Origin of the sequence: Marinifilum fragile JCM 15579, from assembly GCF_001310955.1 — a bacterium.
In the GTDB taxonomy this organism is placed as follows: Bacteria; Bacteroidota; Bacteroidia; order Bacteroidales; family Marinifilaceae; genus Marinifilum; species Marinifilum fragile.
Window position 1 is genome coordinate 82,526 of the sequence record NZ_BAZX01000011.1, and the last position, 13,296, is coordinate 95,821.

Consider the following 13,296-nt stretch of genomic DNA (forward strand, 5'->3'; position numbering starts at 1 on the left):
ATACAGTGGGTTTGTTGGTTTGAGTTGTTTTTATTCCATGCCCTTATCGCTTAATTCTGCATCTGTTAGGATGTTATTACCTTCCACATCTTTATAGAAAATAGTTAGTCTGATGCTATTTTTAGATAGGTCAATTTGGCCAATTTTAAATCTATCGATTATTAGTCCGGTTCTTGCTTCTACATCTTCTCTTAATAAGTCATGTTTATCTGGATGGATCAAATCCATTCGATCGTAAATGATGGTTCTTCGAGCCATATGTCTGCGCATCCAAATTCGTTCCATGATATAAGTCGTAAGCATGAATGCTACATTGGTAACTAATATTTCACCCAAACTAACATCTCTTCTTGCCAAAGCGTTGATAATAGAAATGGTAATTACCAAAAATAGGTAAGTCATTTCCCGAATTGGGATGGTATCGGTACGGTAGCGAATAATACCGAAAATTGCAAAAAGACCAAGAGCAAAACCAAGTTGCAAGTCTATGTTCCCTAATAAGAAACAAAGGAAAAATACAGTAGTACTTATCATGATATAAGTAAAAACGTAGGTTCTTTTTCCTGTTGCCTTAAAATATACATAGTTGACAATAAAAATGGTTACAACCATGTTTAATACAAACCTAAGCAAAAGTTCAACCATGTTATTAGAAAGGATAACAGTGCTTGGTACATTTACAGTATCTAGACTAGTGAGTAGTTCCATTGTTTGTATGCTTTAACGTAATCTTTCTTTCTCTTTGTGTGCAAATATCCGATAATATTTTTGATTCTCAATCAATAAGGCTTGGTCAATGAAGTTTGGATCGCCAATAGGAACATCCATAGCAATGAGTTTAAAAGAATAAAATGGATAAACTCGCGCAACAGGTGTATGACCAAATATGATTACCATTGATTCATAAAAATCTAGTGTCTTAATTACTTCGGCAAGAGAAATTCTATCGTAACTTGGCGTTCTTGACAAATATCCTCTATACCATAAAGGACTATATGAATATAAGAATAAATCGACTAATGTAGTATCTTCAAGCTGAGTATAATTGTTTAAATGATATCGCATTTTAATATTCACATCGTCAATTTTCATTTTTTTCTCGAGAAATTTAGGCGAAATTCCTCCGTGAACAAAGAGCTGATCACCGATTCGCATCAGAGTGTTTTTAGAACGCAACCAGCTTCCTAGAACCGTGTACTTGTCGAAGAAATGCGAGTAATGGTATTTTAAGAAACGCGCTGCATGTTTGTATTTTGTATTTACGTATCGGTCATCAAACAATAAGGCCATCATTTCGTGATTGCCAATTATATAATGAACTCTTCCTCCAGCTTTTTTAGCCTGAATTTCCAGCTGAAAAATTAACCAAAGACATTCGGTTACTTTTTTTCCACGATCAAATACATCACCAGTGAACACGATGTGCCCATCCCCAAAAATCCAACGATTTCTGTCATCTATTACTTTGTTGTAACGAAGAATACTGATTAATGCATCGAATTCTCCATGAATATCACCTAGAACAATTATTTTATCAGCTTTTTCAAATATTCCTGATCTTGGTCTGATGTTTTTAGGAACGACATAAGTTAATGTATCGCCACCTGCAAAGCCTTTAAATATTAAGGTGTCATTTTTGTATCGATATGATCTGGATATTTTCTTGGTTTTGTTTTTAATGCTATCGTGTTGAATGTAAAAAACATCAACTCTATTATTTGAGATCTGTCTGATATGAGGTCCTTCAACATAGGAAGAAACCAACAGACTATCAGGCATAGTTTCTTGCTGGGAGTATCCATCCAAACTGCAAGAAATCAATACTAATAGAGTAATAAAAGGAAAATATATATTGAATAATCTCATTAAAATCAAACTAATTTAGAGTAGTTAAAGATAAGATTATTTTTTATTCTGAAAATTTGCTACAATTTAATTGATAGTTTCTTATAGTGTAAGAAAGAACTATTAGTTTTGCAGAAAATATATTTTTGAATGTACACGAAAGAGGAAAAGAGAGAGTTTAGGATTCAGTTTTGGGATGGTTTCAAACGATATTCGAAGAAGCAAGGTCGAAAAATGACTTCCTGGGTTTTGAAAGGGACACAAATAAAGGAAGCACAATTAAAATTTGATTTAAATGATGATGGTGCATTTGTGATGTTGCAAATAGACAGCAAGTTTGATGTTAAGCGTTATTCAGTGTTTGATAAATTTCTGAAGTACCGACCAGTTGTTGAAGATACTTGTGGAGGTGATCTGATCTGGGATAAGAACTATTTTATTGAAGGCTTTAAAGAAGTAAGTGTGATATATTTTCAGTTGAGAGAAGCATCTGTATATAAAAAGGAGAACTGGGAAGAATATTATCAATTTTTATTTCAGAAGATGTGTTTGTTGGAAGAAGCTTTCCTTGATATAAAGGAAGTGGTTCAGAATGATTAATTTTTTTTTAATGCATATCAATCTGATTAACAAGCTAAAAAGATTCTGAAAGTATTGTTTTTGTTGGATTTATTAAAAAAATATTACTAAAATTTTGTTTTGGAATAAAAGGCTCTTATCTTTGCAACCGCAAAACGAAAGAGATAAGTCTTAAGATATATTGCGGGGTGGAGCAGTTGGTAGCTCGTTGGGCTCATAACCCAAAGGTCGTCAGTTCGAGTCTGGCCCCCGCTACTAAAGTTTAGCTTTGATTTGGTCAAAGCTTATTTTTTCGTCGAAAGGTAAATGATATAAGACAGATAATTTCTAAAAATATATTGCGGGGTGGAGCAGTTGGTAGCTCGTTGGGCTCATAACCCAAAGGTCGTCAGTTCGAGTCTGGCCCCCGCTACTAAGTTTAAGGCTTTGGATTATTCCAGAGCCTTTTTTTGTTCCTTCTGATCTAAAAAACATACAATTTCGTTGATTTCTGTTACCTTTGCGTAAATCTTTTCAGATACTATCAGTATGAGTAGTTTAAATGAGAAAAAGCCTTTAATTGAAAAATTAAAGAATAAATACAGACTAACAATATCCAACGAAGCCACGTTTGATGAAGTATTGTCTATTCGATTATCACGATTAAATGTATTTACCGTTACAGGATTGTTTTCTGTTCTGTTAATAGTTTTGGTAACCTTACTTATTGCTTTTACACCTTTACGAGAGTATATTCCTGGCTATCCTGATGGAGAAATGAGAGAAAACATTGAGAATAATGACATCTTAGTGGATTCATTGATTCTTGAATTGGAGAAGCGCGATCGTTTTTTTCAAGGTGTTCGAAACATAGTGGAAGGAAATGATTTTGATAATGTGGTTCAAAGTGCTTCCGATTCCATTGTCGATCCAAAGTACAAGAATTTGAGCTTTACAAGAACAGAATCAGATTCTCTATTCCGTTTAGACCATGAGGAGGATGAAAAATACAACTTAACGCTCGAAAATGCTCCAAAATCAAGAGGATTATCAAATACACATTTCTTTTCACCCATAAAGGGGATGATTTCGAATCATTTTGATAGCAAATCACAACATTATGGAACTGATATTGTGGGAGGTGTAAATGAGCGTATATCTTCCGTTTTAGATGGAACGGTTATTTTTTCGGAGTGGACTTTGAATACAGGGTATGTTATTCAAATTCAACATTCCAACAACTTACTATCCGTGTATAAACACAATTCCGAGCTTTTGAAAAAAGCAGGAGAGCATGTGAAAGCAGGAGAGGCAATTGCGTTGTTGGGAAATTCTGGAGAGTTGACTTCTGGTCCGCATTTGCATTTCGAATTGTGGCATAACGGACAACCTTTAAACCCCGAAGACTATATAAAATTTTAAAAACAAAACTCTAATTATTAATGAGTAAGCATATTGCTATTCTGGGATCGACGGGTTCCATTGGAACCCAAACATTGGAAGTGGTAGAAGCAAATCCCGATGAATTTGTTGTAGATGTTTTAACTGCGAATAATCAGGTAGAATTATTAATAGAACAGGCAAAGAAATTTAAACCTGATGTTGTTGTTATTGCCAGTGAAGAGAAATATCCTCAGCTTGTGGAGGCTCTAAAAGATGAGTCAATAAAAGTTTATGCTGGTCATGAAGCCATTGCCCAAGTAGTTCAAATGGGTGCTATTGATGTTGTAGTAACAGCAATGGTTGGCTATTCTGGATTGTTGCCTACGATAAATGCCATTAAAGCCAGAAAGAATATTGCCTTGGCAAATAAGGAAACATTAGTAGTTGCCGGTGATATCATACAGAAATTAGCATTGGAATATGGTGTAAGTATTTACCCTGTTGATTCGGAACACTCGGCTATTTTTCAATGTTTACTGGGCGAATTCGATAATCAGATTGAGAAAATATACCTGACGGCTTCGGGAGGCCCATTTAGAGGTAGAGATAAAAAATTCCTTGAAAATGTCACTGCAAAGCAAGCGTTGAAGCATCCGAATTGGGATATGGGAGCTAAAATTACCATTGATTCGGCAAGTATGATGAACAAAGGTTTTGAAGCTATTGAAGCGAAATGGTTGTTTGATCTTCGTCCTGATCAGGTGGATGTGATAGTACATCATCAATCAATCGTTCATTCCATTGTTCAGTTTCAGGACGGATCGATGAAAGCACAAATGGGATTGCCTGATATGAAATTGCCAATTCAATTTGCTCTTACTTATCCAAAGAGATTGAAAACTGATTTTCCACGCTTTAATTTTTTAGATTATCCTGAATTGAATTTTGCTCCTGCCGATACAGAGAATTTTAGAAACCTGGCTCTTGCATACGAAGCTATGAATAAAGGTGGCAATTTGCCATGTATAATTAATGCTGCAAATGAAGTTGTAGTAGATGCTTTCCTAAAAGGTCAAGTTGGGTTCTTACAAATGAGCGATATTATTGAAGAAGTAATGAATAAAACTTGTTTTATTCAGAAGCCAAGCTACGAAGACTATGTCTTATCCGACTCAGAAGCGAGAAGATTAACGGAGACCATATTGTAAAAAATAATTATCTTAGGCAGCCTTTAGAAATTAACAATTAGTAATTAATAATTAGCAAGTAGAAAAATTTCGTATAGAGCAGTGTGAATTATTCACTTTAGATTTAGTACTTGTTACAAATAAAAATATGAATGGATGTATTGGTTAAAATAGGACAGTTTTTATTGAGTTTGTCTATTCTTGTGGTTTTACACGAGTTAGGACACTTTGTATTCGCAAAATTGTTCAAAACAAGGGTTGAGAAATTTTATATGTTTTTTAATCCTGGATTTTCACTTTTTAAATTTAAAAAAGGAGAGACAGAATATGGTATTGGTTGGATTCCTCTAGGGGGATACGTTAAAATTTCCGGAATGATTGATGAGTCGATGGATAAGGAACAAATGGCATTGCCTCCAAAACCATATGAATTTAGATCAAAACCAGCTTGGCAACGTTTATTGATAATGATTGGTGGAGTACTGGTAAATTTCATTTTGGCATTTGTAATCTACACCGCTGTTTTATTTGCTTGGGGAGAACAATATCTACCAGCTGAAAATGCAAAGTACGGAATTGTTTGTGATTCATTATCTGAAAGTATAGGCTTGAAGGATGGAGACATTATTGTTGCTCTGGATAATCAAAAAGTAGAGCGATTTTCTCAAATCATGCCAGAGATTATTCTTAATCGTCCTTCATCAATTCAGGTGATTCGCGATGGGGCAAATCTGGATGTTGCAATTCCAACATCATATATTCCAGCCTTAATTGAACGAAGCAGTAAAAAGTTTGGTGTTGATCCAACGATTAGTTTGCGTTATCCATTTCACCCAATGAAAGTTGGAAAAGTAGCTAAAGATTCACCGGCTAAATTGGCTGGCTTGCAGAAAGAAGATGAGATCGTAAGTGTAAATGGAGTTGATTTTACCTATTTCGATGAATACAAAGAATATCTAACTACCCAGGCAGGCAAAGAGATTAATGTTTTAATTTCAAGAAACAATCAGGAATTAAATTTAAAATTAACTACAACTGATAAAGGTTTAATAGGTTTTCAACCTTTGTTAGATCTTAGTGGATTTAAGTATGAGGCTGTAGAATATACATTTGCACAAGCTGTTCCTGCTGGTATTGGAAAAGGATTTAAAAAACTGAATGATTACCTAAAACAGTTTGGTTTAATCTTCGATAAAGATATCAAGGGATACAAGTCAATTGGAGGATTTGGTACCATTGGAAGCATTTTCCCATCTGTTTGGGATTGGCATGCTTTCTGGGAATTAACTGCATTTCTTTCTATAATTTTGGCTATTATGAATATTTTACCAATCCCAGCATTAGATGGTGGGCATGTGTTATTCTTGATGTATGAGATAATTACAGGAAGAAAGCCAGGCGATAAGTTTATGGAGTATGCTCAGGTTGCAGGAATGGTTTTATTATTTGGCTTACTTATTTTCGCAAATGCCAATGATGTGGTGAAATGGGTATCCAATTGGTAATTATTACATTAAAAATACTATATTAGCACTGTAAATACTAAAACTCAACTGATATGAATCTTTTTGTAATAGCGGGAATGATTGGTCCTTGGCAAATCGTAATAATTGTATTTGTAATCGTACTTCTTTTTGGAGGGAAAAAAATCCCAGAATTAATGAAGGGACTTGGTCAAGGAATGAAAGAATTTAAAAAGGCTACAGATCAAGACCAAGATAAGGACAATAACAAAGATAAAGAGTCGTTGGAAAAATAATTAAAAGGCAGGTAGTTCACCTGCCTTTTTTTAATGTCGGAATTTAATAAAATCACATCAACTAAAAAATTAGTTTAAAACTTGTAAAATCATTTGGATGCTACTTGTAAATTAATTATTTTCAATTCGAATTTAGAAATCCCTAAACCTTAAACTGCTCACTTGCATGAAGAATTTCATACTTGTTTTGTTAATGTCTCTTTTAGGCAGTTCTGTTGTCCCTGCTCAATCTTTATTTAGTATTCTACAAAAAGAGAAGCCAGAAAATTCAGAAGAAGTCAACCAAAGACTAATGCATTTTACTGATGAGATATTAAAAGAAACACTTCCAGAGAATGAAATTTTAGATGCGAACTATATTCCTGTTTTTTCAGATGAGATATACAAAGAACGAATGAAACGTTTAAATGATCTGACACCGATACAGTTGGATTATAAACCTGTTGTGCGCCGATTTATTGAAGCATATGCAGTTCGTCATCGCGAGAAAACAGGAAAAATAATTGAGCGCTCGGAATTGTACTTTCCAATTTTTGAAGAGTATTTGGACAAATATGATTTGCCATTAGAACTCAAATACCTTTCGGTTATTGAATCGGCTTTGGACCCCAAAGCAAGATCTAGATCGGGGGCGATAGGCTTGTGGCAGTTTATGTACAATTCGTGTAAAATGTTTGATTTAAGGGTTACTTCTTATGTTGATGAAAGAATGGATCCTGAGAAGTCAACGGAGGCAGCTTGCAAGTATTTGCAGTATTTGCATAGAATTTTTGGAGATTGGCAATTGGCAATTGCTGCCTATAATGGTGGTCCAGGAGTGGTGCGTGAGGCAATTCAACGTTCTGGAGGTAAGACTGATTTTTGGGAAATATCGCCATATTTGCCACAACAAACCCGAAACTATGTGCCTATTTTTATTGCTGCAAATTATATTTTGAATTATAGCAGAGAACACAATATAGTTGCGACGCCAAATCAATATCCTTATTTCCGTGTAGCACCAGTTAATGTAAAGAAGAGTGTATCATTTAAGCATGCTGCAGCAGTACTTGGTGTTCCTGTTGAGGAGATTCAAAAATTAAACCCTATTTATAAAAAAGATATAATTCCTGCAGGTGAATTACCTGCTCAATTGGTTCTTCCGGTTGAGAAGATTGGTTTGTTTATTGACAATGAAGAAGAAATTTATTCAATGAAGGATGAACCCAAGAAGTATCTTGAATTGCAAAAGGAGCTTTCTTCTACCAAAGGAAAATATATGATATATCATGTTGTTAAAGCAGGAGAGTATTTTCATAAAATAGCTATGAATTATTCTTGCACCACACACAATATTATGGAGTGGAATAAAATGAAGAATCATGATATTTATATCGGTCAACAATTAAAAATTTGGGTAAAACCATCGGAGCAAATATCCCAAAAACCACAAAGGGATCCACTATTGAAAAAGAGTAAATTTTTGCTTTATGAGGTACAAGAAGGAGATAGTTTGCAATCAATAGCCAATAGGTTCGAGGTAGAATCTGTTAAGGATTTGGTTAAGGTAAATAATATGAATCAATCTAATGTAGTAGAGCCAGGAATGGTATTAAAAATAGTTCAATACGAATAATAATTGAATTCCAAATAAACATCTAATTATGAAAAAGATAATAAATATAACGCTTCTTTGTGCGCTCGTTATTGTAAGTGCAGTATCTTGTAAGAAGACAACAAAAGGATTAAGACCAGTTGTAACGGGAGGTTCGGGTGAGGTTTTAGTTTTGATTAACAACGCATTGTGGGATAGTTCAGTGGGTGATACTCTAAGATCTGTTCTTAATGACACTCAATTGGGATTGCCACAAGATGAACCTGTTCTAGATATTATCCATATTAATCATAATGCTTTCAGTAGTATGTTTAAAACTCACCGTAGTATCTTAGATCTTAGAGTTTCTGCCAAAGTGGAAAAAAACAACCTTGCTGTTAAGGATGAACTATATGCCAAGACTCAATCATTCATGAAAATTGAAGCAAAAGACAATCAGTCAATGATTGAGTTGTTACAAAAGAACAGAAATAAAATTGTAGCTTATTTTCTTTTAGGTGAGAGAAATAGAAAAATCAAAACATTTAGAAGAAATGTAGTACAGGAAATTTTCGAGAAATTAAAATCAAAGTATCAATTTACACTTTCGTTTCCTGCTGGTTATGAAATTAATAAAGATGAGCCTGATTTTTTATGGATAAGCAATGAAACTCCAACAACCAGTCAGGGAATGTTTATCTATTCTTATGACTATCTTACAGAGGATTTGTTTTCAAAAGATCAGATCATTAAGAGAAGAAACAACTTATTAAAAAAATATGTTCCAGGGCCTACAGAAGGAAGTTATATGGGAACAGAAATGTCGTATCCAATTATTTCCAGACAATTTGATTTTGAAGGGAACTACGCCTATGAAACTCGTGGGCTTTGGAAAGTGGAGAATGATTTTATGGGTGGACCATTTGTGAGTGTAACCTTTCTAGATGAGAAAAATAATAGAGTGATCTGTTTGGATTCTTACGTTTATTATCCTAACAACAATAAGCGTGAGATGTTGCGTGAGTTGGAAGCAATTATGTATTCATACCAAAACATTAATAAATAAGAGATGAATTTGCCTGATTATAAAAACTTAAGCATTGAAACTTATCGCAATCGCGAAGAAATAATAAGACAAGTTGCTGCGCAAATTGAGAAAGATTTTGCTCAGTTTGGTTTGGAAGTGCAGTTTTCGGGCGAAGTGGATTATGCATATGAGGAATTGTTTTCTCAATTAAAGGAACATCTAATTTGGCTTTTGGATCGAGATTATCATCGATTGGTTTTATTACTTTATCAGATTGATTTAAGTGAAAAGCAAATTATGCAAGCTGAGGCTCAATATTCAGATGTGCCAAAATCAGATTTACTTGCCGAACTGGTTATTCTTCGAGAGTTGAAAAAAGTTCTGATTAGAAATTACTTTAAAGAGAATCCAGATAAATTATAAATGGAAACCGTAGCTTCAGAGCTACGGTTTTTCTTTTGGATAGATTTGAAGCAAAGAAAAGATTTTTAGTATTTTTACTTAACTTCAAAATTGGTTTTGATACAAAAAACTTTTCATATTAAACAGTAATACATGAACATAGATTTACATACAACGAATATTTCAGTAGAAACAAAGAATGTGTTCTACTTGACAAGCCTTAAAAATTATAAAAATCTTCCTCTTGCCGAAAATGAAATTCAGTATCTTATTCAGCAGGTTGAGAATGAAGATTTATTAATAGAAATCAATCAATATACAAGAAAAATTTTTGTACATGTAAGTGCAACAGAAGAGCTGATGTACAAAGATTATGAGAAAATGAGAAAGCTTGGCAACTCTCTTCATTCAAAAATTCAGGAAAGTAAAATTTCAGAACTTGTGGTTGTTGATTACTCTTTGAACAAAGAAGTAATTTTACCAATACTTGAAGGATTGTCTTTAAGCAATTATCAATTTATCAAGTATCTAAAGGATCCTAAAAAAATAAAGCATTGTCTTACTGAAGTTCATGTTCAGAGTGATGTGCTGGATGAAAAAGACATTGAAGAGCTGCAAGCAGTATGTGAAGCAGTAAAACATGCACGTAATCTGGTAAATGAACCTTTAAGTTATCTAACTGCTCAAAAATTGAGCGAGGAGATCAAGAGAATGGCTGATGAATCAGGTTTTTGTGTGGAAGTTTTTGAAAAGACTAAAATTCAAAGCCTAAAAATGGGAGGTCTTTTGGCTGTAAATAAGGGAAGCGTTGATGAACCAACTTTTTCGATTTTGGAATGGAAACCTGAAAATGCCAAGAATGCAAATCCGGTAATTTTTGTTGGAAAAGGAATAGTTTACGATACAGGAGGTTTGAGTTTGAAGCCAACCAAAGACAGCATGGATTTAATGAAATCGGACATGGGAGGAGCGGCTTCGGTGGCTGGGGTTTTATATGCAATTGCAAAAGCAAAACTTCCTGTTCATGTAATTGGTTTAATTCCTGCTACAGATAACCGTCCGGGAGGAAATGCTTATGCTCCAGGCGATATTATTAAAATGCATAATGGGCTAAGTGTAGAGGTGTTGAATACCGATGCAGAAGGAAGATTAATTCTTGCCGATGCTTTAAGTTATGCAAAAAAATATGATCCGGAATTTGTAGTTGATTTGGCAACTTTAACAGGAGCTGCTGCAGTTGCAATTGGCAAATATGGTGTTGTTGCCATGGGGAATGAAGAAAGTGCTGACAGGATGGAAGAGCTAAAAACTTCAGGAAACAAAACTTACGAAAGAGTGGTGGAGTTTCCATTTTGGGAAGAATACGGAGAATTAATAAAATCAGACATTGCAGATTTAAAAAATATTGGTGGTCGCGATGGAGGAGCAATAACCGCAGGAAAATTTCTGGAACACTTTACGGACTATCCTTGGGTTCATATCGATATTGCAGGTCCTGCATTCCTTGGTGCAACTGACAATTACCGAGGAAAAGGAGGCACAGGGGTTGGTGTGCGTTTGTTGTACGATTTTATAAAAAATTACCAATCATAAGGAATCATTAAAAAGATAGTTAGGATTAAGGGATTCTTTCTATTTTTGTAGTTGCAAGCTAAGTTTTCATTTGGGATACAATATCTTGCATTTATGAACTGAATAAGTTCTAATACCGTTTGGGATGTGATAAACTTGATTTTCACAAGTAGCACATACCAAACTAAATATCTTAACTCATGAAGAATACCAAAATAAAGGTCGGAATAACTCACGGTGATATTAATGGAATTGGTTACGAAGTAATCATTAAAACCTTAATGGATAATAGATTGTTGGAACTTTGTACTCCAATTATCTATGCTCGCCAAAAGTTGCAGCTTATCATCGTAAAGCACTAAACATCGATAATTTTAGCTTGAATAATATTAAAGAGGCAAATGAGGCTCAGCCAAAGCGTGCGAATATTATTAATTGTGTGGATGAGAATATTAAAGTAGAGCTTGGAAAATCTACAAGTGCTGCTGGAACGTCTGCTTTTCAAGCATTGGAATCTGCTGTTGCAGATTTAAAAAAAGGAGCAATTGATGTTTTAATTACTGCACCAATAAACAAAAAGAACATTCAGTCAAAAGATTTTGAGTTTCCTGGACATACAGAATATTTGGAAGCGAAATTGGAGTCGGGAAAATCATTAATGTTATTGCTAAGTGGTAAACTTAGAGTTGGAGTAGTTGCCGGTCATGTGCCAATTTCAAAAGTTCCTGAAAAAATTACCAAAGAGGCAATTCTAGAAAAGTTAGAAATTTTGAATGCATCATTGCTAAAAGATTTTGGAATTCAAAAACCTAAAATAGCTGTACTAAGTTTAAATCCACATGCTGGAGATAATGGATTAATTGGTACAGAAGAACAAGATGTTATTATTCCTGCTCTGGATACAGCAAGAGAGAAGGGAATTATGGCCTTAGGACCATTCCCTGCGGATGGCTTTTTTGGTTCGGATGATTGTACAAAATTCGATGCGATTTTGGCAATGTATCATGATCAGGGCTTAGCTCCATTTAAAGCATTGGCTTTTGATTCAGGAGTAAACTTTACGGCAGGGCTTTCGGAAGTAAGAACTTCACCAGCTCACGGAACTGCTTATTCTATAGCTGGAACAAATGTTGCTTCGGAAGTTTCTTTCCGCGAGGCATTGTATTTGGCATTGGATGTATACAAAAACAGACGCATGTATGAGGAAATAAGTAAAGACCCTCTTAAGCCTGCTGAAAATATGAAAAACGTACAATAAAGAATTAACAAAATTATAATGAGAGCGGTTAAGTGTTAATCGCTCTTTCTTTTTTTGTTAAAAGCCTATCTTTCATTATTAAAATTGCATAATTTTGCATATTTTAAAAACCTTAAATTCCAGAATAATCTAATTCTTAATTTATGTTTGAGTACATTAAAGGTGAACTCGCCGACTTAACACCAACATCAGCTATTATAGAAAATAATGGCATTGGATATTTTATTCATATTTCATTAAATACATACAGCCAGTTATCTGGGCATAAAACGGTTCAATTGTATCTTCATCAGGTGGTTCGTGAGGATGCTCATATGTTATACGGTTTTATAGACACCAGGGAAAGAGAAATTTTTCGTCATTTAATTTCTGTGTCTGGAGTAGGTGTAAATACTGCCAGGGTGATGCTTTCATCCTTAAGTCCTGTCGAAATTCAAACTGCAATCTTGTCGAATAATGCCAAAACTTTGCAAGGAGTAAAAGGTATTGGAGCAAAATCTGCTCAACGAATTATTATTGAGCTAAAGGATAAACTAGGTAAAGAATCGGAGATATTAGAAATTTCACTTCCTCAAGACAATACGAACAAAGAAGAAGCGTTATCTGCTTTAGTGATGTTGGGTTTTGCAAAGAATGCTGCATATAAAGTGGTTGATAAAATCTATACTGCTAATCCAACTTCAAGTGTTGAGGATTTAATAAAATTAGCTCTGAAACAATTGTAAACTAAGA

The 13,296-nt window shown here is 34.3% G+C and carries 14 protein-coding genes and 2 tRNA genes; 14 read left to right on the forward strand and 2 right to left on the reverse strand.

Annotation, left to right across the window (positions count from 1 at the left end; translation table 11 throughout):
- Positions 1 to 30: 30 nt before the first annotated feature.
- Both JCM15579_RS10165 and JCM15579_RS10170 read right to left on the reverse strand, forming a co-directional pair.
- Positions 31 to 708, reverse strand: coding sequence for a DUF4956 domain-containing protein (locus tag JCM15579_RS10165; protein WP_083464629.1), 678 nt, complete (start codon positions 706 to 708; stop codon positions 31 to 33).
- A 12-nt stretch (positions 709 to 720) separates the two neighbouring features.
- A complete protein-coding gene (locus tag JCM15579_RS10170; protein ID WP_054719523.1) occupies positions 721 to 1,866 on the reverse strand; it encodes a metallophosphoesterase in 1,146 nt (381 codons plus the stop codon).
- A 129-nt stretch (positions 1,867 to 1,995) separates the two neighbouring features.
- Between JCM15579_RS10170 and JCM15579_RS10175 the strand changes: the two genes are divergently transcribed.
- The 14 genes from JCM15579_RS10175 (at position 1,996) to ruvA (ending at position 13,289) form a co-directional block, all read left to right on the forward strand.
- Positions 1,996 to 2,445, forward strand: coding sequence for a DUF4268 domain-containing protein (locus tag JCM15579_RS10175; RefSeq protein ID WP_054719526.1), 450 nt, complete (start codon positions 1,996 to 1,998; stop codon positions 2,443 to 2,445).
- 161 nt (positions 2,446 to 2,606) lie between these two features.
- Positions 2,607 to 2,679, forward strand: a tRNA-Met gene (locus JCM15579_RS10180).
- 84 nt (positions 2,680 to 2,763) lie between these two features.
- Positions 2,764 to 2,836 (forward strand) — tRNA-Met (locus JCM15579_RS10185).
- Positions 2,837 to 2,952: 116 nt separating this feature from the next.
- Positions 2,953 to 3,825 carry a M23 family metallopeptidase gene (locus JCM15579_RS10190; protein ID WP_054719529.1) on the forward strand — a complete coding sequence of 291 codons (873 nt, stop codon included), beginning with the start codon at positions 2,953 to 2,955 and terminating at the stop codon, positions 3,823 to 3,825.
- Positions 3,826 to 3,845: 20 nt separating this feature from the next.
- Positions 3,846 to 4,994, forward strand: coding sequence for a 1-deoxy-D-xylulose-5-phosphate reductoisomerase (locus tag JCM15579_RS10195; RefSeq protein WP_054719532.1), 1,149 nt, complete (start codon positions 3,846 to 3,848; stop codon positions 4,992 to 4,994).
- Between the two features lie 131 nt (positions 4,995 to 5,125).
- Complete coding sequence (rseP, locus tag JCM15579_RS10200) at positions 5,126 to 6,478, forward strand: RIP metalloprotease RseP (RefSeq protein WP_054719534.1); 1,353 nt, start codon at positions 5,126 to 5,128, stop codon at positions 6,476 to 6,478.
- A 53-nt stretch (positions 6,479 to 6,531) separates the two neighbouring features.
- Positions 6,532 to 6,732 carry a twin-arginine translocase TatA/TatE family subunit gene (tatA, locus tag JCM15579_RS10205; RefSeq protein ID WP_054719537.1) on the forward strand — a complete coding sequence of 67 codons (201 nt, stop codon included), beginning with the start codon at positions 6,532 to 6,534 and terminating at the stop codon, positions 6,730 to 6,732.
- Between the two features lie 166 nt (positions 6,733 to 6,898).
- On the forward strand, positions 6,899 to 8,347 hold the full coding sequence (locus tag JCM15579_RS10210) for a lytic transglycosylase domain-containing protein (protein WP_054719540.1): 1,449 nt from the start codon (positions 6,899 to 6,901) through the stop codon (positions 8,345 to 8,347).
- A 28-nt stretch (positions 8,348 to 8,375) separates the two neighbouring features.
- Positions 8,376 to 9,371 (forward strand): DUF4837 family protein, encoded by a 996-nt coding sequence (locus tag JCM15579_RS10215; RefSeq protein WP_054719543.1) that lies wholly within the window; start codon positions 8,376 to 8,378, stop codon positions 9,369 to 9,371.
- A gap of 3 nt (positions 9,372 to 9,374) precedes the next feature.
- Positions 9,375 to 9,755 carry a hypothetical protein gene (locus JCM15579_RS10220; protein ID WP_054719546.1) on the forward strand — a complete coding sequence of 127 codons (381 nt, stop codon included), beginning with the start codon at positions 9,375 to 9,377 and terminating at the stop codon, positions 9,753 to 9,755.
- A gap of 132 nt (positions 9,756 to 9,887) precedes the next feature.
- Positions 9,888 to 11,327 carry a leucyl aminopeptidase family protein gene (locus tag JCM15579_RS10225; protein ID WP_054719549.1) on the forward strand — a complete coding sequence of 480 codons (1,440 nt, stop codon included), beginning with the start codon at positions 9,888 to 9,890 and terminating at the stop codon, positions 11,325 to 11,327.
- A gap of 179 nt (positions 11,328 to 11,506) precedes the next feature.
- Positions 11,507 to 11,668 carry a hypothetical protein gene (locus JCM15579_RS21435; protein ID WP_245625870.1) on the forward strand — a complete coding sequence of 54 codons (162 nt, stop codon included), beginning with the start codon at positions 11,507 to 11,509 and terminating at the stop codon, positions 11,666 to 11,668.
- A gap of 17 nt (positions 11,669 to 11,685) precedes the next feature.
- Positions 11,686 to 12,564, forward strand: a complete 879-nt coding sequence (gene pdxA, locus JCM15579_RS10230; RefSeq protein WP_245625871.1) for a 4-hydroxythreonine-4-phosphate dehydrogenase PdxA — start codon at positions 11,686 to 11,688, stop codon at positions 12,562 to 12,564.
- 143 nt (positions 12,565 to 12,707) lie between these two features.
- Positions 12,708 to 13,289 (forward strand): Holliday junction branch migration protein RuvA, encoded by a 582-nt coding sequence (ruvA, locus tag JCM15579_RS10235; protein WP_054719551.1) that lies wholly within the window; start codon positions 12,708 to 12,710, stop codon positions 13,287 to 13,289.
- The last annotated feature ends 7 nt before the right edge of the window (positions 13,290 to 13,296 follow it).